The 21953-nt window shown below is 43.5% G+C and carries 20 protein-coding genes and 1 tRNA gene; 11 read left to right on the top strand and 10 right to left on the bottom strand.

Going from position 1 to position 21953, the window contains the following annotated elements; genetic code table 11:
• The first annotated feature begins 50 nt into the window (after positions 1 to 50).
• From Micr_RS03880 to Micr_RS03870, 3 genes are all read left to right on the top strand, one after another.
• On the top strand, positions 51 to 215 hold the full coding sequence (locus tag Micr_RS03880) for a hypothetical protein (RefSeq protein ID WP_203134365.1): 165 nt from the start codon (positions 51 to 53) through the stop codon (positions 213 to 215).
• Between the two features lie 24 nt (positions 216 to 239).
• Positions 240 to 2219, top strand: coding sequence for a M13 family metallopeptidase (locus Micr_RS03875; RefSeq protein WP_203134364.1), 1980 nt, complete (start codon positions 240 to 242; stop codon positions 2217 to 2219).
• A 42-nt stretch (positions 2220 to 2261) separates the two neighbouring features.
• A tRNA-Pro gene (locus Micr_RS03870) sits at positions 2262 to 2334 on the top strand.
• Positions 2335 to 3017: 683 nt separating this feature from the next.
• Here the strand turns inward: Micr_RS03870 and Micr_RS03865 are convergent.
• The 3 genes from Micr_RS03865 to Micr_RS03855 are packed head-to-tail and all read right to left on the bottom strand — an operon-like array spanning position 3018 to position 5105.
• Positions 3018 to 3848, bottom strand: coding sequence for a hypothetical protein (locus Micr_RS03865; RefSeq protein WP_203134363.1), 831 nt, complete (start codon positions 3846 to 3848; stop codon positions 3018 to 3020).
• A 2-nt stretch (positions 3849 to 3850) separates the two neighbouring features.
• Positions 3851 to 4030, bottom strand: a complete 180-nt coding sequence (locus Micr_RS03860; RefSeq protein ID WP_203134362.1) for a hypothetical protein — start codon at positions 4028 to 4030, stop codon at positions 3851 to 3853.
• A gap of 46 nt (positions 4031 to 4076) precedes the next feature.
• A complete protein-coding gene (locus Micr_RS03855; protein ID WP_203134361.1) occupies positions 4077 to 5105 on the bottom strand; it encodes a hypothetical protein in 1029 nt (342 codons plus the stop codon).
• A 606-nt stretch (positions 5106 to 5711) separates the two neighbouring features.
• Between Micr_RS03855 and Micr_RS03850 the strand changes: the two genes are divergently transcribed.
• The gene (locus tag Micr_RS03850; RefSeq protein ID WP_203134360.1) at positions 5712 to 6518 is read left to right on the top strand and encodes a hypothetical protein; all 807 of its coding nucleotides are present in this window, start codon (positions 5712 to 5714) and stop codon (positions 6516 to 6518) included.
• Between the two features lie 20 nt (positions 6519 to 6538).
• Here Micr_RS03850 and Micr_RS03845 read toward each other — a convergent pair whose 3' ends face one another.
• Together Micr_RS03845 and Micr_RS03840 are read right to left on the bottom strand one after the other, a co-directional pair.
• Positions 6539 to 7342 carry an NUDIX hydrolase gene (locus Micr_RS03845; protein WP_203134359.1) on the bottom strand — a complete coding sequence of 268 codons (804 nt, stop codon included), beginning with the start codon at positions 7340 to 7342 and terminating at the stop codon, positions 6539 to 6541.
• Positions 7343 to 7945: 603 nt separating this feature from the next.
• Positions 7946 to 8926: an AN1-type zinc finger domain-containing protein gene (locus Micr_RS03840; protein WP_203134358.1), complete on the bottom strand. Its 981-nt coding sequence runs from the start codon at positions 8924 to 8926 to the stop codon at positions 7946 to 7948.
• Between the two features lie 178 nt (positions 8927 to 9104).
• Between Micr_RS03840 and rsgA the strand changes: the two genes are divergently transcribed.
• Entirely contained in the window at positions 9105 to 10166 is a 1062-nt protein-coding gene (rsgA, locus tag Micr_RS03835; RefSeq protein ID WP_203134357.1) for a ribosome small subunit-dependent GTPase A, read from the top strand.
• Positions 10167 to 10271: 105 nt separating this feature from the next.
• Here rsgA and rpsJ read toward each other — a convergent pair whose 3' ends face one another.
• Positions 10272 to 10580 carry a 30S ribosomal protein S10 gene (rpsJ, locus tag Micr_RS03830; RefSeq protein ID WP_203134356.1) on the bottom strand — a complete coding sequence of 103 codons (309 nt, stop codon included), beginning with the start codon at positions 10578 to 10580 and terminating at the stop codon, positions 10272 to 10274.
• Positions 10581 to 10593: 13 nt separating this feature from the next.
• Positions 10594 to 11871, bottom strand: a complete 1278-nt coding sequence (gene tuf, locus Micr_RS03825) for a translation elongation factor EF-1 subunit alpha (protein ID WP_203134355.1) — start codon at positions 11869 to 11871, stop codon at positions 10594 to 10596.
• Between the two features lie 599 nt (positions 11872 to 12470).
• Between tuf and Micr_RS03820 the strand changes: the two genes are divergently transcribed.
• The 3 genes from Micr_RS03820 (at position 12471) to Micr_RS03810 (ending at position 16391) form a co-directional block, all read left to right on the top strand.
• Positions 12471 to 14627 (top strand): CDC48 family AAA ATPase, encoded by a 2157-nt coding sequence (locus Micr_RS03820; protein ID WP_203134354.1) that lies wholly within the window; start codon positions 12471 to 12473, stop codon positions 14625 to 14627.
• A 110-nt stretch (positions 14628 to 14737) separates the two neighbouring features.
• Positions 14738 to 15142 (top strand): 30S ribosomal protein S6e, encoded by a 405-nt coding sequence (locus Micr_RS03815; protein WP_255520591.1) that lies wholly within the window; start codon positions 14738 to 14740, stop codon positions 15140 to 15142.
• Between the two features lie 28 nt (positions 15143 to 15170).
• Positions 15171 to 16391, top strand: a complete 1221-nt coding sequence (locus Micr_RS03810; protein ID WP_226803548.1) for a translation initiation factor IF-2 subunit gamma — start codon at positions 15171 to 15173, stop codon at positions 16389 to 16391.
• A 4-nt stretch (positions 16392 to 16395) separates the two neighbouring features.
• On the opposite strand, the gene ndk is transcribed toward Micr_RS03810, so the two are convergent.
• Together ndk and Micr_RS03800 are read right to left on the bottom strand one after the other, a co-directional pair.
• Entirely contained in the window at positions 16396 to 16845 is a 450-nt protein-coding gene (gene ndk, locus Micr_RS03805) for a nucleoside-diphosphate kinase (protein ID WP_203134352.1), read from the bottom strand.
• A 58-nt stretch (positions 16846 to 16903) separates the two neighbouring features.
• On the bottom strand, positions 16904 to 17446 hold the full coding sequence (locus tag Micr_RS03800) for a hypothetical protein (RefSeq protein ID WP_203134351.1): 543 nt from the start codon (positions 17444 to 17446) through the stop codon (positions 16904 to 16906).
• Positions 17447 to 17554: 108 nt separating this feature from the next.
• On the opposite strand from Micr_RS03800, the gene Micr_RS03795 reads away from it, so the two are divergent.
• The 3 genes from Micr_RS03795 to Micr_RS03785 all read left to right on the top strand — a co-directional run bounded on the left by Micr_RS03795 (position 17555) and on the right by Micr_RS03785 (position 21138).
• Positions 17555 to 17875: a nucleoside triphosphate pyrophosphohydrolase family protein gene (locus Micr_RS03795; RefSeq protein ID WP_203134350.1), complete on the top strand. Its 321-nt coding sequence runs from the start codon at positions 17555 to 17557 to the stop codon at positions 17873 to 17875.
• A 95-nt stretch (positions 17876 to 17970) separates the two neighbouring features.
• A complete protein-coding gene (infB, locus tag Micr_RS03790) occupies positions 17971 to 19743 on the top strand; it encodes a translation initiation factor IF-2 (RefSeq protein ID WP_226803547.1) in 1773 nt (590 codons plus the stop codon).
• Positions 19744 to 19932: 189 nt separating this feature from the next.
• Entirely contained in the window at positions 19933 to 21138 is a 1206-nt protein-coding gene (locus tag Micr_RS03785; protein WP_203134348.1) for a methionine adenosyltransferase, read from the top strand.
• Positions 21139 to 21186: 48 nt separating this feature from the next.
• Here Micr_RS03785 and Micr_RS03780 read toward each other — a convergent pair whose 3' ends face one another.
• Complete coding sequence (locus tag Micr_RS03780) at positions 21187 to 21906, bottom strand: helix-turn-helix domain-containing protein (protein WP_203134347.1); 720 nt, start codon at positions 21904 to 21906, stop codon at positions 21187 to 21189.
• Positions 21907 to 21953: the final 47 nt, after the last annotated feature.

The raw sequence follows: 21953 nt of genomic DNA, 5'->3' as shown, positions 1-21953 counted from the left end.
TGCGCGCATTTTTGCGAAACCGCTAAATTAGTTAAGAGGCAAAAACGAGTATGCCGATTTTTAAGTGCAGGGAGGAAAAACTCGAAACACCTGAAAAAGAAACAAAAGGGATTGCCTACGCAATTGCAATGAGAGAGATGGCTGATGAGACATCAAGCTTAAAAAAGCTAAATAGGAGCGAAGAACAGAAAAAAGAAAGATGTGGAAGGACTTAAAACGAGCAACAATTCGGTAATCAAATGGCAGCCAATAAAAAATCAGTATTGGATAAAATAGGGTTTTCTGTTAAAAACATGGACAGGTCTGTCGACCCGTTCGGCGACTTCTATTCTTACTCAAGCGGCAGTTGGCTAAAAACGCATGACATACCAAAAGAAAAGACAAGAATAGGTTCTTTCGACGAACTCTACGAAGCCAACATGCTCATACTTAAGGACATAGCAGAGAAATGCGCCAATGGCAAGCCCGATAGCCATACAGAACGCCTTGTTGGCGATTTCTACTCTTCGTACATGAACGAGAATCTCGCAGAAAGGCTGAAATTCAAGCCCGTAATGCCGATAATGAAAAAAATAAGGGACATGGAAAGCATAGAAAAGATTCCTTCTCTGCTTGGAGAGCTGGCCCGCATCGGCGTAAACGCTTTCTTCAGCTCTTACGTAACATCCGACATAAAAAACAGTGAAATATACGCGCTTTATACGTGGCAGGGAGGAACCTCGCTTCCTGACAGGGATTACTACCTTAACCCAAAGTTCGCAGAGCTTCGAAAAGAATATGTCAAACACATAAAGAGCGTTTTCACCCTCTATGGCTCGAAGCCTTCGTATGCGATGGCTGACGCAAAAGCCGTAATGGACATAGAGACGGAATTGGCAAAGGTCCAGCGCACCAACGTAGAGCTCAGGGACGACAGGAAGAATTACAACAAAATGACGATAAAGCAGATAAGCTCAAGGTACAAGAAATTGGGCCTAGAGGAATACTACAAGGCTCTAGGCGCAAAGAGTATAAGCTACGCAATAATAGGCCAGCCTGAATTCTTCGATAAATTGGAAAAGATGATTCCAGAACTGGAGCTGAATAAGGCAAAGGCGTATCTTACGTGGTTAGTGCTGCACACATATTCGGGGCTTTTGCACAAGGCGGTTTACAATGAGTACTTCGGCTTCTTCGGCAGGAAAATATCCGGCCAGAAATCACCAAGGCCGCGCTGGAAGCGCGGAGTATCTCTCATCGACTACATGATAGGCGAGGCCCTCGGCGCGCTCTATGTAAAACAGAACTTCGATGCAAAGACAAAAAGGAAAGCAGATGAGCTTGTTGCCAACGTGAGAAGCTCTTTCGCGGAAAGGATAAAAAAGATAGACTGGATGTCTGAGCAGACAAAGAAGAAGGCATTGGACAAGCTCGCTTCGATAAACCAGAAGATAGGATATCCGAAGAAATTCAGGGATTATTCAAAGCTCCTATTAAAAAGGGACGACTTGGTAAGGAACTTCCAGATGGCCTATGCGTTCGAATTCGACAGGGACATATCAAGAATAGGGAAGCCAGTCGACAGGAACGAATGGGGAATGACTCCTCCCACAGTCAACGCGTACTACAATCCCTCGCTAAACGAGATCGTATTTCCTGCCGGGATATTCCAGCCTCCGTTCTTCGACGCAAACAAGGACGATGCAGTTAACTATGCATGCATAGGCGGAGTCATAGGTCATGAGATGACGCACGGGTTCGACGACCAGGGCAGCCGCTATGACAAGAAGGGCAACCTGAAGGGATGGTGGCGGAAGACTGATGAAAACAAGTTTAAATCAAAGGCAGAGAAGGTCGCAAGGCTTTACGGCTCATTGGAGGTGATGCCTGGCCTAAAGGTAAACGGCAAGCTCACATTGGGAGAGAACATAGCAGATTTGGGCGGCATAAACATAGCTTTCGACGCGCTTAAGATGGCGTTAAAGAAAAGCGGATACAAAGAAAAGCTGATTGACGGTTTCACGCAGGAGCAAAGGTTCTTCATAGCCTGGGCGCAGATGTACAAGGGCAAGGCAAGGCCGGAAGAGTCGAAGAGGCTAGTACTTATAGACCCGCATTCTCCAGAAAAATTCAGGGGATTGATTCCTGCAATAACCCACGAGTCGTTCCAAAAGGAATTCAAGGAGCTAAGCAAAAAAAGAACGATAGCAACCAAGCACGACAACGTGAATCTCTGGTAAACAAAGTAATAAAAAAGCATTCGACTAATAAATACTGCAAAAGGGGAGTTACGCTAACCTGGCAGACTGCGAGCCTTGGGCGCTCGCTATAGGAGTTCAAATCTCCTACTCCCCATTCTGTTTATGGGGGTTATATATAGAAGCCCCAAATGTTGCCTTCTTCCAACATAGCTTTAGCACGGAGAAAGAGAGGGATTGCAGTCTAACTGTAATAGCATTGACTATTAGTCCTTAAATAGAACCCGTAGGACACGACACAAACTGATTATTATAGCAGTATGAATTTGAACCAGTACAGTGAGTTGTTGAACTGCCACATTCTTGATGGCATAGTCCATCACTGCCTAATACATAGCCAGAATTACACGAAACACATTTATTGTTGTAGCAAGAACTATCAACATTACAAAAGTAATCAGCACCACATTCATATTGGCAAGTATTGTTTGCGGTTGTTACGTAACTATCACGCAACAGAAGGGGCGGTAATGTAAGACATAATATCATTGTTACAAAACTAAAGTAGAATTTTGCCGTTTATCTTATTGTAGAACACTTTTTCTACATATTCTCTGTTATCTCCCTTGATTAAGGCGCATGTTGGAGTTTTACCAATTATTCGATGGACTACGTTTGCTTTATGCCAAAAGCGAGGTTTTCCATCTCTATTAAAACCGCTAGACCAATAAGAAACTATATCACCGACTTTAACATCTTTATAAGTACAATGTCTGATTGGGATAATTTTTACTGGTTTACCTGATTTTAGTGTTGGAAACATACTGTTACCAAAGAATCTCATATTCTCGACCAAATGTGGTTATCGTTGTCGGTTATTGATACTTCAGTAAGTATCTCTATCTTTCCATTTGTTTTCTTAAACAATACGATACTTTTAGATTTTGTTCTCAGTTTTACACCTCCTATCCACACTAACATTACTGAACCATCAAGTATGTTCTTATTTTTGGCTACTGTACTTTGAAGCTCTTTGAGTGTGTACCTCAATTCTGCCCTCAATTTAAGTGTTTTAAAATTACCATGTGGTATTTCTTTTAATATAGTCAATCTCCTTATCCACCATAGTCTTCGAGACATTTTTGTATAACCAAATATGTTGGAAAGATAAATAAAATATTTTCCTCTTGGCAGTTTTTCATTCGTAATATAGTTCAAAAATTCACTATAGACCAATTCTATCTCCATATCCTTTAGTCTCGGTCTTTTCAGATTTGTTTCTTCAAAGCCACGAGACTTGTTTTTAAAAAGGAAATAGAAGTATCTGGAATAAATCCCTTCAACTGCATGTTGGCGTTTAGCGAGATTTGATAGATAATGAAGGTCGCCATTTGAATACAGAAGAGCATCTTTTATATCCATAAAGTTTAGCAGTTGTTCCTTATCGTTGTCTATAAGTCGTCTCCATTTAAATTTATTCGACTTATCTAGTATCTGAAAAAGATACAGATTTTGAGTTCCGCCTCCACAGATTCCGAGGTAGTATCTCATACCTCTTAATTTTCTTAAGTGCTTAGCTATAGGTGTAAGGTCTTCATTTGCTATAGGGAAAGTTACCTTTTTGCTCAGAGTAAAATTAAGTGGCCTTACTACCAATTCTGGTGTTTTCACGTCTACGCCCTCGTTAACTTCTTTACCGTTTTCCTTTTTAACACTATCTTTTTTCCTTCTTTTATCTTTTTCTTCAACCTGAACATCTGCATTTTCGATAGTCCGATGTGTATGGCGTCTTTTGTTATCATATTCTTAATAAACTCTGCTACTACCTTTTTTACCGCCATTCTCTCCTGCATAAGCAACCTACCTATGTTATCACTGAACATTACAAAAGTGAGAGATTTAGGTTTTTATCTTCATAAGTTTGTTCACTGCATTTAACCATTCTTTAATCGTCTCTGTGTCTTTTCCTTTATTCTTCTCTACATAATTTTTCTCAAATTCGATAAAATCCGTTAATCCTTTATCTCCAAAACATGCTTTTTCTATTTCTGGTGCTTCTTTTGCTAATTTAATTCTATCAACTATGCGGTGTTCTACGTATAGCGTTCCACCAATCCTAGCTTGAACGCAAGGTTCGCCGGTTTCATCAAAGAAGACTGTCACTGTAGTAAATTTGAAATCCACGATATTAAACGCCTTCGTCAAGGCTTTATCTAGCTCAATAAACATATTTGCATCTGGAATAAAATCTAAAGGTGAATAACCGTAGGTTATTCTTTCTGTTGGAAGTATCTCTTTAGTACGTATTTTCTTATCCTCTAGTCTCAGGCCGTTCCAGCCTCCTTCTCTAAATCTAATTAAAAACTCAACTAGTTTCTGATTCCCATTTAATGGTGTACTCTTAACTGTGTGAACTCTACGGAAGGGATATTCTAAAGCCGTTCCTTTACTGATACTTTCAAAAACTTCTCTAGAAACTGGAAAAGTATTACCGTTAATCGGATCTAAAAGAATATACGCACGTCGGCCATAAAGAGGGGGTGAGTTAAAAAGAGGATTTACACCTAAAACAGGATTAACATATCCAATTGTTTTTCCATCAATAACTACCCGTCGAATGCTTCTTGTAACATTCATAATAAAGCCTTTATTCGTGCTCGCAGCCAGTTCTATCTGTTTATCAGACCAATTTAAAGGCGGCATATACAATATTCTATAATAAATATTAATCCAAGTGGTTGTTGCTATATCTGGAATTTTTCCATATTTACGTTTATAGAATACGTATTCGCTGTGGAATCCAGCAACGTGATTTTGCATAGACTGTTGATTCTTGCTGAGCATGCCACAAATGTTGCATTTAAACAAGTCATTTGAAAGCTTGCTAATAAAGTTATTTGCTTCTTTAAATCTATCAAATAAACCCATAAACAACACTATTTAATTTTACCCTAACTTTGCCATAAACCTTGATTCTCTTGCCTTCTCTTATGTGCTTCTGCATATACTACAGAGTTGACTTATTTATGCCTAACTTTTTGCGGTCTCATTGCGTTAATCTAAGCATCTTATTGCTAATATCTGTGTATCCAAATTTATTCAGAGTTCTGGCATGTTAAATTTAAGCTTGATAAGTATATAATAATCAGCACAATAAGCACACAGAATTGTATACCGAAATATAGCAAGTGATATACATTCCACAACGTCCATTTTACAGGCGATTAGCTTACTCCCTATTCTGTTTAGGAGTTATATCTAGTGAAGAGATTTTGCACCACTATTTTTGGCGTCGAAGCAAAAATCTGCCATCGGAAAATTTCATGTTTCTTTAAAGCATAATTCTAAAATAGTTTTAGCAATTCAAAAAATGTAAAAAGTTTCCTGCTGAAATTATTATATTACAAAGATAAATAAAGCAAAATCAAGTACTATATACAGCGAAAAACAAAAGTAGGCAGAAAAATGAAAAATTATCCCGAGTCACATCATAAGTATAAAACATAGCAATTATGAATTTTAGAAGGTTCTAACATGCATATAAGGGGTGCCCAAGGAATAATTTTCTTTGGTGCAATAATCGTATTTATCTCTTTATTTGTAGAGTGGATGATTTTTGCTGGTTCACCAACAAGTCTAGCAACATTTTATTATGATGTAATATTTTCGATATTTGGTTTTGGTGCATTTGGTGTATTAGCAGGCCAAGGACTAACCGTTACTTCACTACCTCAATTGGCAATCTTATTAACTCTATTTGCAATCCCAATTGGGTTAATTATAAGGCGAGGTATTGTAGTTAGTATTGGTTCAGTAATGTGGCTATATGCATCTGCTGCTACGTTGTCTAATATTTTTATAGGTCCTTTGGTCGCTTTGGCTGGGGGCATAATAATGAGCAGTGGCGAAATAATCTCTGCATCTAGGAAAAAACAAATGATTGGCTATGTGATTGCATTTATAGTTGTACCACTAATTCTTGCCTACATCTTCTTGTATTATCCATCGATAACATATAACTCGAAGGTTGTCTTTCAGACTGCAAACTGGACAGATCAGATAACTATTACAGACTATACAAATTGTTATTTTGGACAAACTTGCTTCTCTGCGCAATATAATGTGAGTGGATTTTATTACGTTAATGCAACTGCCCGTAACACTACATGTTGGGTAAATAATATAGTTAACCTATCACAAACACCAAGGCAAAGTATTGTGCTTAATTCACCAGATGCTAAAAGTATAATAAATTACATGAACAATCAGTTGTTACAAAGTAACTGTGCCTCACCGATTGGGTATTCTATTCAACACCACTATGCAGTATATAATGGCTAAATTGTAGCTCATTTATATGCTCAGTGCATTTTAAACTCATTTAGATATCTATCAACAATTGTTCTTGTGGTTGGACTCAAAATGATATCTGAATCTGGTTTCCAGAATGCTAAGTGGTGAACATCATGATGATTTGGCCTGGGTTTACCTTCTGCTTCAATCAAAAATACTTTATGCAGATTCCTAATCCTTCTGCCATCATCTGGTTCATTGTATTCAAATAGATATTTACAATTTGTTGCTCGTAATCCTGTTTCCTCTCTTAGTTCCCGTATAGCTGCCTTTTCCCTACTTTCTCCTCTATTTGCACCTCCACCTGGCAGAAGCCAAGTTTTATGATGAGATGCAATAAGTATCCCTTTTGGGGTATCTACTATTGCTGTACCTCGTCTCCTAATAATTTGGGATTGTATATTCTCATTTTTCAGTTTATTTTTATCTAAAATTCTCAATGTATACAAGTAAGTAGTTACCGGATAAGTATACTTACCACCATATGTTTGCCCCTGCATTGCTTTTCTAATTGTTTCTTTCTTAAATTTGATATTATTTACTGGAGTAGTTAACCAATATTCTTTATGCAACTTATTAAATTGATCAATAAAATTTCTTATTCTAATTCTGCATATTCCTTTAGATATTTTAAATGTACATTTATACACATCTGAAATATCATTAGGATCACAGTAAATACGAACAACTGCCTCGTTTATTGATATTGTTTGTTCTATTTTCTGACCTGCCCAAGTCCATTTTCTATGATTCCAGCTTTTATATAAGCGTTCTTCCTTAGGATGCCATAAAAGGAAATCAAATAAACCCATAAACAACACTATTTAATTTTACCATAACTTTGCCATAAACCTTGATTCTCTTGCCTTCTCTTATGTGCTTCTGCATATACTACAGAGTTGACTTATTTATGCCTAACCTCTTGCGGTCTTGTGACTTTAGAATTGGGTAAATGTTAAAAATGAAACTATTGGAGAACATAAAAAATAATGTACAAAATAATAATTACCACTATTATAATATAAGCAATTTTTGCTAAAAATAGTAAAATACGCTTGACAACTCTCATTGCCCAACGTGCACGTACTCTTGGATATTTGCCATGGTTTATATAGTGTGCTTTGAGGGGTTTTTCGAAAGAAACGTTATATTTGGCTAATTCAATTTTACTATAATTTACTAAGATCTGCCTTATTTTTTGCCTAGTGTTGTGGTCCTTTAACCCATGTGATCTGAATACCCTGTGAGAAAGGTTAATTATTGCTTTATTTAGATCGTTTTCGTCTAAATTATCATGGTTATACTTAATGTATTTCTTAAGCCATAATTTTGCGTAGATAAGTTTCATGTAATTTCACAGATAAAAGATCCCAAAACCAAATATAAAACAACTTACATATAAAATAGTGCCTGACCTATGTATCTCTAACTCCAAAAACTTTTCTTAATTTATTTACTAAGCTCTTTTTCTTTTTATTGTCCGGTTTTTCAATTTCCTTATCTTTTGCATCATTGTTGCTCTCATCATTCTTAACCGGTTTTACTGGTTGTGTATAATCAATATCAATTCCAAGCTTATCTCTCGAATCTTCCAAATCCTTTTGTGTAAGAGGAGAATAGCTTTCTTTTAGTTTATTTTTTGTGCTATTCTCTATAGGGTATACAAACAAAGAAGGAGGCTCTTTTGCTATGCCTGTTATCCTCTTATCGTCTCCCAGAAATGCGCCAAAAGCGTCATACGTCATCTTTTTACTTTCGTCATACCAGTTATTCCATTCTGCAGTGTATTGCATGCATGGATGGCCACCCTCTTTATTCCAGTCTTTTTCGAGTTTTATGCGTTTTTTTCCATCGTATTGATTAAGCATATTTATTTGCTCCAGAGTAGAAACCATCAGCGCCTCAGAATGTATTTGGCAATAGCGCTTCATGCAATATCTGCAGATATTTATTGCCTTTTTGTTGCACCCATTAGCAGAGCATACACTGATCCCAGTCCTTATTTTGCGTGTATGCGTTGGTTTATTTGCTGTTTTAGTTCTATCCAATCCGCTTATCACACTGCTTGGATTGTACATAGCCAATTCTATGTTTATCTCCCTATTCATATTCTCGAAATTGGCGTCATGCTGATAAAAACCTAATGCATGTGTTACTTCGTGTACTGCAGTCCTTTTTAATCCTTCTAGACTTTGTACGCGGAGTTGCCTTTCAGATACGCATATCATGTGCTGATCGGGATGATAATGTGCAAGCTGGTTAGGTCTTTCGTCTCTACATCCATCAAAGTTTATATATGGTGTTGGGATTTTTTGTTTTGAGCACACAAGATATACTATATGTTCAATAAGGTCTCTTTTCCACTGGAGAATTTTTGCATCAATGTCATTTTGCATTATTGCACCAAAACATTTGCTTCAAATAAATGAATACTGGCAAATTTATTAAATATGCAGTACTTGAACTAAGCAATACATATATCAACAGATTTCCATAGCTCAAATATCATATTAATATTTATACCTACAAACAACACTGTGGCTACTTTAAATCTATACGTGCCAAACTTATATCATGAAGAACAAGGGCAGTCATGCCGAGCATTGGAAGACGCGCAGGGCAATGCGCATCAAATCTCTCAGGCAGGCCAACAGCACCGGCGACGACTCAGAATACAGCCGCATTGGAAGCACTGGCAGCCGGGCCGACCTAGAAGTCTACGAAAATAACGAGGCCCAGAAACTGGGCAGCATAGGCATACTTGCCGAGCTTAATCCTCCGAAATTCACTCTCCTGCACGATAAACATTTCATATTGGGAAAAGCGGAAACGGATTACCAGCTGGACCTTCTGGACCAGCTAGCAATAGGGGACAATGTTATCTTTGCGCTTGAAGGCAAGAACCCAATAATAAAAGGCATAACCGTCAGGCGTTCAAAGCTTGCGAGGCTGCGCATGGACACATCGAAAAAGTCCGTGCTTCGTGCAGAAGAGCACATTATTGCTGCAAATATAGACATTGCGGTGATAGTAGCTTCGACCGTGCAGCCGCCGTTCAATCCGAATCTGGTGGACAGGTATCTCGTAATAAGCCAGTATGGAAATGTAAGCCCATTGCTTTGCATTACCAAAACAGATTTGGCCAAGGCTCCTGACTTATCCATGTATGAAAGCGCCGATCTTCCAGTGGTTAAGGTTTCAAACGCAACAAAGGACGGCGTTGACAGGCTTCTTCCTTATATAAAAGGGAAAATATGCGTCATGATAGGCAGCAGTGGGGTTGGAAAATCGTCACTTATAAACAGCCTTTTGGGCGACGAAGTGCTGCTGACTGACGAAGTGGGCAGGAAATCAGGAAAAGGCACTCATACCACTTCGACTACCTCATTGCACCTTCTTGGAGAATCCACAATGCTCATCGACACTCCCGGGATACGCTCGCTCGGCATGTGGGGAATAGACAAAGATTCTCTTCGGCTTTATTATCCTGAATTTGCCGAGTTTTCCCAAAACTGCAAATTCAGGGACTGCACGCATTCGCATGAGCCAGGATGTGCAGTGAAAAAAGCGGTTGAAGAAGGGCTGATCCGCAGGGACAGGTACGACAGCTACATACGCCTTCTTACGAAAGAATGAGTCGCATCAATAAATCTAAAGAAGAACGAAATTGAGCCAAGCAAGCTAACGCTATTATGCTAAAAACTCAACAAGAATAATAAAAAATAAAAAGGAGAAGCCCCGTCAGGTGAGGCTTATTTCTATCTGGACTGTGTCAGGCACTGGTATGCGCATGACCTGCCTCAAGGCCTGGTCGTTGGCGTATATCTGTATCAGCCTTTTGTGGATTCGCAGCTCCCACTTTTCATAGGTGTGGCTTCCGTCGGCTCCGGGCGCCTTCCTGACCGCATGCTTTATCCTTTTGGTCGGGAGAGGTATCGGGCCTTTGACTTTGACCCCTATTGACTGGGCAATGTCCTTTATCTGCTTCATGACTCCGTCGGCATCGCTCTTTGAGATGCTTGCAAGTTTTATTACTGCGACTCCACTCATTCGGCACCACTAATCATTTGCCCTGTGCCGGTGTCACATCCAATATGACTCCTGCGCCTACGGTTTCTCCCATGTCCCTTATTGCGAACCTTCCTAGCTGCGGGAAATCGCTGTACTTCTCAGCGCATATTGGCTTCGTCGGCTTTATCTTGACTATGGCGATGTCACCAGTCTTTATTGTTTCTGGGTTCTGCTCCAATACCTGGCCGGTCTTCGGATCCTTCTTTTCCAAGATGTCCGTTATGGTGCATGCAATCTGCGCCGTGTGTATGTGGAATACAGGCGTGTAGCCCTTGGCTATTACGTTCTGGTGGTGCAGTATTATTATCTGCGCCTTAAACTCGCTCACTACCATTGGCGGGTTGCTTGTCGGCCCCACAACGTCTCCGCGCTTGACATCTTTCCTGTCAACGCCCTTGATGTTGAATCCTACGTTGTCTCCTGGCTCTGCCTTTTGCAGCTGCTGGTGGTGCATTTCTATGCTCTTAACTTCGGCCTTTGCGCCGCTCGGCATTATGATTACCTGGTCTCCAGGCTTCATCACTCCAGTTTCTACCCTTCCTACCGGAACGGTTCCGAATCCTGAAATGCTGTAAACGTCCTGTATCGGAAGCCTCAATGGCTTGTCCGTGGGCTTTGCCGGAACTGTCAGCAGGTCCAAGGATCCCAAAAGGGTAGGCCCGTTGTACCACGGCATCTTGTCCGACTTTGCGGCTACGTTGTCTCCTGCAAGTGCGGAATAAGGAACGAAGTTTATCGCGTCCACGTTCCTGTAGCCTAGAGACTTTAGCAGCTGCTGTACGTTTGCCTTTGCCTCTTCAAACTTCTTCTGGTCATAGTTGGCTGCGTCCATCTTGTTGACTCCAACTATCATCTGTGCTATTCCAAGAACGTTCGCCAGTATCGCGTGCTCCCTTGTCTGAGCCTGGACTCCATCCACTGCGCTCACTACGAGAACTGCTGCGTCTGCCTGGCTTGCTCCTGTAATCATGTTCTTTACGAAGTCCCTGTGACCAGGGGCGTCTATTATCGTGAAGTAGTATTTAGGCGTCTGGAAATCCCTGTGCATTATGTCTATGGTTATACCTCTTTCACGCTCCTCCTTGAGCTGGTCCATGACGAATGCGAATTCGAACGTCGGCCTGTTCATCTGCTGCGTTAACTCCTTGTATCTCTGTATATCCCTGTCCGTTATGACGTGCGTCTCGTAAAGCAACCTTCCTACGGTTGTTGACTTGCCGTGGTCTACGTGCCCGATGAAGATCAGGTTCATGTGGGGTTTGTCTGACATTTATTTCACCAATTAATTCTATCTTAATATTATATACAAGCAGGGCTTGTCCTTTCAGTTCGGCTTGAATGAGCATACTAAGCTTTATGCGAATCCGGCCATTAATTGCCGAACCAGATTAATTTAACTAGAGATAAATATATAAATCTTTATAATCTCCACCTCGCCGTTTCTGCCGTTTGTCAGCGTATGGCAGGCCATCGGCAGTACAATTCGCAAAAGCTTTTATATCTTTGTGCATACCTTATAATGCTAGCTTTTCGGTGATCGAATGGCAAAGGATGAAGACGTAGACGAAGACGACGAAGACGACGAAGACGACGACGACATGGACGACGACGAAGACGAAGAAGGCGACGATTACTAAATCGGCAACAGCGTTTAACGGTCTTCCGAATTAATGGTTTTTATTTTTTGTTTATACCCCTAATTATATTTATCTCATATTTTGATGGTCTTTTTTCAACATAAGAATACTTCAAAGCACCGTATTTCATGCAAAAGAGCATGCAAAAGATGCTCTTTTGTAAATGCCTTTTATACTTTTGGCTTAAAAATATAGTTTGTTTAATGCTTGACGTTCAAAACAAGGTGGTTTTTTGGTTAATGGTATAGAATTGACGGTCGCCGGAGCACTCGTAACTGATGACGGAAGGGGCATTGCGCGCATAGACTCCAAAGCTAGAAAGATGCTCAACGTCATATCCGGTGACATAATAGAAATAAAGGGCAAGCGCAGGTCAACCGCAGCTATAGTCTGGCAGGCCCACCAGCAGGACGAGGGTCTGGACTTCATACGTATTGACGGTTACATAAGGCAGAACCTTGGCGTTGGCATAGGCGACAAGATATTCGTAACAAAGGCAGAAGTCAACGATGCAGAGAGAGTTATCCTTGCCCCGCCGCAGAACCAGAGGACTCCAATATCGCCTGATTTTTCAGAATACGCGAAGAACAAGCTCGAGAACAAGCCTCTAGTTAAGGGCGACGTTGTTCCGGTGCCGATGTTCGGCTACGTGTTCAACTTCGTTGTGGCGCAGGTAACTCCGCACGGTGTCGTCAAGGTAACGCAAAGCACTGAGGTAACGGTAAAGAACGAGCCGGTGTCGGAATCAATGGTCCGCATAGGCGATGTGCACTACGAAGACATAGGAGGCTTGAAGAACGAAATCCAGAAGATAAGGGAGATGGTAGAGCTGCCGATAAGGTATCCTGAGCTCTTCGAGAGGCTCGGGATAGAACCTCCAAAGGGCGTTCTTTTGTACGGGCCACCTGGAACCGGAAAGACGCTTCTTGCAAAGGCAGTGGCAAACGAGAGCGATGCCAACTTCATAGACATATCAGGCCCTGAGCTGGTGAGCAAGTTCGTAGGAGAGAGCGAAGAGAGGCTAAGGAGCATATTCGACGAGGCAAAGGAAAAGGCCCCAACTATAATATTCATGGACGAGATAGACGCCATAGCGCCCAAGAGGGAAGAGGCCACAAACGAGGTCGAGAGGCGCATGGTATCGCAGCTGCTAACCCTAATGGACGGCATGAGCTCAAGGGGCCAGGTCATAGTCATAGGGGCAACAAACAGGCAGAACGCCATAGACCCTGCGCTAAGAAGGCCGGGAAGGTTTGACAGGGAGATAGAAATCGGCGTGCCTGACAGGAATTCAAGGAAGGAGATACTTCAGATACACACCAGGAACATGCCAGTGGCAAAGGACGTCAGCGTTGACGATCTTGCAGACATGACTCACGGTTTCACAGGAGCAGACATAACATCTCTTGCCAGGGAAGCTGCAATGGCTACGCTTAGGAGGATACTTCCGAAGATATTGGACAAGAGGTCGGTGCCAAATGAGCTGCTGGTTAGCCTTGAGGTCACAAAGGAGGACTTCATGGAGGCATTCAACGGCATACAGCCGAGCGCGCTGAGGGAGGTTTTCGTTGAGAGGCCAAACGTGCACTGGAACGACGTTGGAGACCTTGAAGAGGTAAAGGCTCAGCTCAAGGAAGCAGTAGAACTCCCAATCAAGAAGCCTGAAGCGTTTACCAAGATGGGCATAAGGCCCGTAAAGGGCGTGCTGCTGGTAGGCGCACCTGGTGTCGGAAAGACCATGCTTGCCAAGGCCGTGGCTACGGAGCGAGAATCGAACTTCATATCCATAAAAGGTCCGGAGCTGCTCAGCAAGTATGTCGGAGAGAGCGAGAAGGCAGTAAGGGAGCTCTTCAGGAAGGCCAAGATGGCTGCGCCGTGCATAATATTCATAGACGAGATAGACTCCATAGCCTACACGCGCAGCGGCGATTCAAGCGATTCGATGGTAACGGAAAGGGTAGTCGATACTTTGCTGACGGAAATGGACGGCCTGGGAGGGCTTAAGAACGTAATAGTGATAGCGGCAACAAACAGGCCCGACATAATAGACCCTGCGCTCCTGAGGCCGGGAAGGTTCGACAAAATCATAGAAATACCTATGCCAAACGAGGCGGCAAGGCTGGAAATATTCAAAGTCCACATGAAGAGGATGCCGATAGCCAAGGACGTGAGCATCGAGCAGCTTGCCAAGGCAACTGAGGGCTATACTGGTGCAGAAATAGAAAACCTCACAAGGGAAGCCGGCATGAACGCGATAAGGGCCAACAGGAACGAGGTAATCAAGGAGGACTTCGAAAAGGCGCTCGAGGAAATAAGGCCTGCAATACCTAAAGAGCTGTCAGAGCGCATAAAGCGCTTCAAGGATGAGCCCGAGAACATGTACAGATAGTAATAAAAGATTAAACGCCAATAGTAATGCGCGACGGCTCACGGGCCAGCATGCCCGATTGTCCCGAAGCGCAATGCTATAATACTATAGTCTATGTAAAAGTGAGAGATATGAAAATCGTTTATTCAGACCCGAAAAGCGGACGTACGGCGCAGTCAGAGCTGAGCTCGGACATGGTTGCAATGGTTATAAACAAGCGCATAGGCGACGAGATCGACGGCGCAGTCGTCGGCCTCAGCGGCTACACGCTAAAGATAACCGGAGGCTCGGACAAGAGCGGCTTCCCGATGGACAACAGCATACAGGGAACAGCGAAGAGAAGCGTCATGAAAAAGATAGCCGATGCCGGCAAGGACAAGGGAGAATACAGGCGCAAGACCGTAGCCGGGAGCACGATAAGCGAGAACATCGAGCAGCTCAACGCTGTAATAGTAAAATACGGCGACAAGCCGATAGAAGAGGTCTTCCCCAAGAAAGAAAAGGGCGAGGCCAAAGAGCAGGAGCAGAAACAATGAGCTTCTCATCTTAACTTAAAGTGGTTTTTTGGATAATGGGATAAAGCAGAGCGTTCTGAACATAGGTACTTTGGGTCACGTCGACCACGGCAAGACCACAATAGTAGGTGCCCTGACTGGGATGTGGACCGACAGGCACAGCGAGAGCATAAAGAGGAACATGACAATAAAGCTGGGCTATGCCGATACCATAATCAAGAAGTGCAATGGCTGCACCGGCCCTGAAGCTTATACTGTGGGAGACAAATGCCAGGGCTGCGAAGGCAACCCCGAGCCGCTGATGAGGATATCGATACTGGACGCTCCGGGCCACGAAACACTCATGGCCACTGCCATAGCTGGGGCGAACATAATAAACGCAATACTTTTCGTGATAGCTGCCAATGAACCGTGCCCCATGCAGCAGACAAAGGAGCACTTAATGGTAATAAACCTTCTCGGCATAAAGCACGCAATAGTCATACAGAGCAAAGTCGACATAGTGGGCAAGGAAGCCGCAGCGAAGCACTACAACCAGATAAAGGAATTCCTGAAGGGCAGCGTAATAGAAGATGCGCCCATAATACCGGTTGTCGCCAGCAAAGGCATAAACATAGACGTGCTTCTGGAGAAAATAACGGAGCTGCCAAAGCCGGAGCATGACTCCAATGCCGATCCGATAATGTACATAGCGAGATCCTTTGACGTCAACAGGCCAGGCGCAAAGCCAGGCAGCCTTAAGGGCGGAGTCGTAGGCGGCACGATAATACGCGGCAAGATAAAGCTCGGAGACGAAGTCGAAATAAGGCCTGGCATAAGGATAATCGGCAAGTCAAAGAAGGAAACCTACAAGCCCGTCAAGACCAAGGTTTCAGGCATAAGCAATGGCGAAATCCAGCTGGAGGAAGCATACCCTGGAGGGCTTATAGGGCTTTCGACAGAAATAGACCCCTACTTCACAAAGGCCGACGGTCTGGTCGGAAACCTGCTGGGCAAGCCCGGCAAGCTGCCCGAGGTGCTCACAACTATCACGCTCAAATACCATTCATTGAAGAGATCGGACCTGCAGGAGCATGGCGTGTCCGAGAACGAGCCCATGATATTGAGCATAGGCACCCTTACGGTAGTAGGATATGTCAAAAGCGCAAAGCGCGATACCATAAAGTTGGATTTAAAACATCCCGTATGCGCTGAGAAAGGCTCCAAGATAGCCATAATGAGGAACGTTTCGCAAAGATGGAAGCTGACCGGCTACGGCATATCGGAATAAGCTTTCATACGAAATCCTTGTCAGGCATTTCGTAATCCAGTATCTCCTTTTCTGTAAAGAATATTGGTATCTCGTAGTTGGCGGATTCAACAGAATCGCTTGCATGAACGGTATTGAAATTGACGCTCATTGCAAAATCTCCCCTTATCGTTCCAGGCTCTGCCTTCGAGCCGTCTGTCGAGCCAATCATCTTCCTGACTACTGCTATGGCTCCGTTTCCCTCAAGAACCATTGCAATCACCGGTCCAGAGGTTATGTAATCTATAAGATCTCCATAGAAAGGCTTGCCCTTGTGCACTGAATAGTGCCTTTCAGCGGTCTCAATGCTCACGCTCAGCATTTTCACTGCGGCGATTCTGAGCCCCTTCTTTTCGAATCTGGAAAATATCTCTCCGATTATCCTTTTCATCACGCCGTCAGGCTTTATCAGAACTAAGGTCCTTTCTTTTGGCATAATCACACCTAAATTATCAGGGATTGGCTAATAAAATATAATAAACTGATGCGTTTAGCTAGCGGTACAGGTTTATATAAATCGGCCCTATGTACTTGTGCGGAGCAGCTATTTTCAATACAAGCAAATGTTTCGCATTCGGGTATCCTGCGCATACGCTCGAGTTTACCGTAACACTGGAATACGAAACAAGCGAAAACGGCTTTTCTACCGTGGCGAATGCGTATGCGTTGCTGGAGTTCTGTGCGAACGAGTACGTGAACTCTCCATTGCTGTTCAATTCCGCATAATAGCCGTATGAAAATAATTCATTGCTCTCGTTGATTATGGTGCTGTTCTCAGGGCAGAATGTCTGGTTCGAAGGAACTTTTACGATTCCGCTAATGTTTACTGGCTGAGTCCCAACGAAGAAGCGTATGGGCGGGTTTGCAATTGAAGACGTTCTTATCATCAGGTTCAGGCTTGACGAGTATGAAAGCTCAAATATAAAAGCAAGAAGCAATACTACCGCAATGGCAGACATGATATAAAAGCCGTAAGCCGATTTTCTAGGGCTTTCCCTTTTTCTGGAGATGTTCCCTGAAGATTTTTTCCTTGCCAAAGACACACCCGAAACAATCAATTAACGAAAGAAAAATCTATATTGGTTGCCTAGTTGTGCGCACGAAACTGCTTTTATATTTTTCTTCCATTTATACGCGGTGTAATCATGGAGATGAATGGATACCAGGAAAAAAGTGCCACGAGCGCAGTATATCCTAAGGTATTGAATGGCGGGATATTTTATGCATGCATAGGCCTCTCTGGAGAGGTCGGCGAGCTGCTTAACAAGGTCAAAAAGATAGCAAGGGACAACGCAGAACCGGATAAGGAGGGCATCAAGCTGGAACTGGGCGATATAATGTGGTATGTTGCTATGGTTGCAAAGGAGGCCGGAATAAGCCTTGACGAAGTCGCAACCTCAAACATAGCCAAGCTAGAAAAACGCATGAGGGACGGCACAATACACGGAAACGGGGATGAAAGATAGCTGCAAATGCCAAACGCTAAATAATTATTACAACAATACGTAACTGCAGCTGAGTTTGTTTTCTATTGCAGAAATTTTTATTATAAAGAGGCAACTTGATTTGGAAGAGGTGCATTTTCACGATAAGGCAGCCTATAATATGTGTGATGGGTCACGTCGACCACGGAAAGACAACCCTACTGGACAAGATTCGCAACAGCTCAATAACTGCTAGGGAAGCCGGAGGCATAACGCAGCACATAGGCGCAAGCGAAGTCCCGTTGGACGTAATAAACAAGATATGCAACGGCGTGTCCTTCGGTGCTTCAGAAATCAAAATACCCGGGCTTCTTTTCATAGACACCCCGGGCCACGAAGCTTTTACGAACCTCAGAAGGCGCGGCAGCAGCGTTGCGGATCTCGCGATACTTGTCGTTGACATAACGCAGGGGTTCCAGCCGCAAACGGTAGAAGCTATAAACATATTAAAGGAATACAAGACTCCTTTCATAGTGGCAGCGAACAAGGTCGACCTTATAACCGGCTGGAGGCCCACAGGCCTTAGCAGCATAGCTGCAGCCATGAAAAAGCAGGACCGCAACGTCCTGGACCTGCTTGAGGTGAAAATATACGAGCTCATAGGCTCGCTAAGCTCATACGGCTTCAGCGGAGAGCTGTACAACAAGGTCGAGAGCTTCCAGAAGGAGCTCGCGATAGTGCCAATAAGCGCCAAGAGCGGCGAAGGCCTTGCCGAACTGCTGATGCTCGCCGTGGGCCTTTCGCAGAAGTTCCTGGAAATGAAGCTAAACATAGAATCATCAGGCCCTGGGCGCGGAAGCGTCATAGAGAAGAAGGAGCTCAAGGGGATGGGCACAACAGTCGACGTCATACTTTATGACGGGTCGCTGCACGTAAACGACATGGTCGCTTTCGCAAAGCTTGACGGCTCGATAGCTACCACAAAAATAAAGGCATTGCTGAAGCCAAAGCCTCTGCACGAGCTCGTTGAATCCGCAAGCAAATTCTATAACGTCGATTCTGTCAGTGCGGCCTCCGGAATAAAGATAAGCGCGATAGGGCTTGAGGACGCTATGCCAGGTACTCCAATAATAGAAGTCAATGACTCGAATTTCGAGAAGGAGATAGGCTCAGAGCTCACCGACGTATTCAAGACTGATGGTGTTGGAATAGTGCTTAAAGCGGATTCCATAGGCAGCCTTGAGGCACTATCAAAGCTCTTGGCCTCCCAGGGTGCAAAAATAAGCAAGAAAGGCATAGGCGAAGTAACCAAGAGGGACGTTATGGACGCCTTCGCCATGAACGCAGTGGATCCTGTATACTCAGTAGTGCTGAGCTTCGGAGTCCCTGTCGAAGCCGATGCGGAAGCCGCCCTGTCTGCCAGCAACGTCAAGCACATAGGGGGCAACATAATCTACAAGCTCGTGGACGACTACAAGGAGTACGTCGATTCCATAAGGCGCAATCGCGCTGCAGAAATACTGAAGCGCATAACAATGCCGGCAGAGGTAGAAGTGCTTCCGAATAGCTGTTTCAGGGTTTCGCATCCGGCAATATTCGGGGTTGAGGTAATTTATGGTGCGATAAAACCTGGGATACAGATGGTAAACGAGGAGGGCGAATTCGTCGGCAAGCTGAAAGGCGTGCAGAACGACGGAACACCATTGGAATCTGCAAAGAAGGGAGAAAGCGTTGCCGTTTCCATGGACGAGCCTACATTCGGAAGGCAGGTAAAGGAGGGACAGAAGCTCTATGCAAGGCTAAACGAATTCGACGTGAAAATGCTAAGCTCGGAACTTGCTTCATCGTTAAGCGAGGATGACAAGGCCCTGCTTTCAAAAACCCTTGACCTGCAAAAGAAAAAGAGATAGAAAGAACTTATTCTTAAATGAATATTTTATATATTAACATATATAAAAAATTAATCAAATAAGAGGGAAAAGCCAAAAGTGCTGGTGCAAATTTTTATCCACGTAAAAGAAATTTTGCACCCTATTTAAAGAAATGGGCGGAGACAGCTTATTCAAAAAACAAGTCGTTTTGATTGGCAAAGTGATATTATGAGTTCTAGCAAAAACATAAGAGTAGCGGAGGGATTTTCAACAGTAGTGGCTGAGCAGCCTGTGGAATACGTAGAGCGCAAAGGGTTAGGCCATCCGGATAGCCTTATCGACGGCATAATGGAAAGCGTAAGCACAGGCCTTTCAAATGCATACATCGATTCAACGGGCAAAATACTACACCACAACGTTGACAAGGGTCTGATAATAGGCGGATCTTCTGACGTGAGCTTCGGCAACGGATCAATAACGAAACCAATAGAAGTGATACTTGCCGGGAGAGCGGCGCGCTCGTACCAGGACATAAGCATAGACGTTGACGGCATAGCAATAAAAGCCGCAAAGGACTATCTGCGTGCGCATACCCGCTTTCTTGACGTAGAAAAAGAGGTATTGTTCCAGTCGAAGATACTCAAGGGCTCCGCGGATCTGAGTGAAATATTCGACCGAAACACCGACGTGCCGCTGGCAAACGATACTTCTTTCGGTATAGGCTTCGCACCATTCACAAAGACAGAAAAACTGGTTTTGGAAACTGAGAGGATGCTAAACTCCCAGGAATATAAGAAAATCCATCCGGAAGTCGGCGAGGATGTCAAAGTAATGGGGATAAGGGACATGGACGACATAAGCCTTACTGTAGCCATAGCATTCGTTTCATCAAAAATACAGAGCGCAGAGGATTATCAGGATAAAAAGGAGAAGGTAAGGAACGACATAATATCGTTTGCAAAGAAATTGATAGGAAACGACGTCGAAGTTACAATAAACAACGGGGACAGCAAATCAGGGAAAGTATACATTACAAAATCTGGGCTTAGCTGCGAGGCAGGCGACGATGGATCCGTAGGCAGAGGCAACAGGGTAAACGGGCTAATAACCCCGTTCAGGCGCATGAGCCTGGAAGCTGCAGCGGGCAAAAACCCTGTAAACCACATAGGGAAGATATACAACGTTCTTGCAAAGGAGATAGCGAATGACATAGTGACGCTATACCCTCAGGTTAAGGAATGCAACGTTTCCATAGTCTCGCAGATAGGCAGGAAGATAGACGATCCGAAGCACTTGGACGTGAAGATAAGCACTGAAAAGCGCGAGGAACTGGACAACATAAGGAAAAAAGTAAACGACATAGCCGAGCAGAGCCTCGAAAACATAGGTTATCTCACGCATGAGATAATATCCGGGAAGCACAGCATGTTCTGACTGCAAACGCGCAGCCAGAACCCTGCTGCCTTATCTTTCCAAATCCATTCAGGAGTATATGTTAGCCTTGCATGTAACTCCAGCTGGCTTCGAGTAATTTATACCGAAGAAAGCCAACGCTCCTGTGTCATAGCAATCGCCATTGTCTACTTCATTCTTCAGGTTTGCTATGGCGGTCTGGTTTATTGTATATTTGTATCCCAGTTCCGGTACTTGCACTGTGCCGTTCGATGACGTATAGTTCAGGTTGCCCACCTTGTTTCCGTTAACATACGCAAGGCTGCAAGGAGACCCTAATGCTATATCTGACACTATGCCGCTAAGCATGGATTCGTTCGCATGCGTTCCATTTGTGAAGGCTCTTATCATAGGGCACGCATATCCGACTCCCAGCGTTCTTGCGCTTGAATTGTTGTTGGTTATTGCGGGTCCTATGCGCGTCGTGTTGGACGGCTTCTGCAGTACAGCTGCGCTTAGTATTATTCCAACCAAAAGGATTGCAAGTACAGATGGTATTATCATCTTCCTGAATCCAGCGCTTCTCTGCTCCACTACGTTGGCCTTAGCATCAGAAAGCTTGTAAAACTTCACTTTCTTGTAATGCGGGTTGTCTACCTGTTCTACCATTGACATGTTTTCCAATTCGGACATGTGCTGGCTTACTGTCGCCTTAGAAAGCCCGAGCAAGGCGCTTATTTCTGTAACCGTCATTGGCTTTTCTTTCAACAGCTTGACGATTTTGTTCTTTGTTCCAAAAGTCTTTGACATTCTTACACCGATTAATATCTGTAAAGCTATATTAATTAAGATTTTGA

The sequence above is a fragment of the Candidatus Micrarchaeum sp. genome (genome assembly GCF_016806735.1).
Classification (GTDB): Archaea; Micrarchaeota; Micrarchaeia; order Micrarchaeales; family Micrarchaeaceae; genus Micrarchaeum_A; species Micrarchaeum_A acidiphilum_A.
Note: the sequence above shows the minus strand (reverse complement) of the source record. Positions and strands in the feature narration are given on the sequence as shown.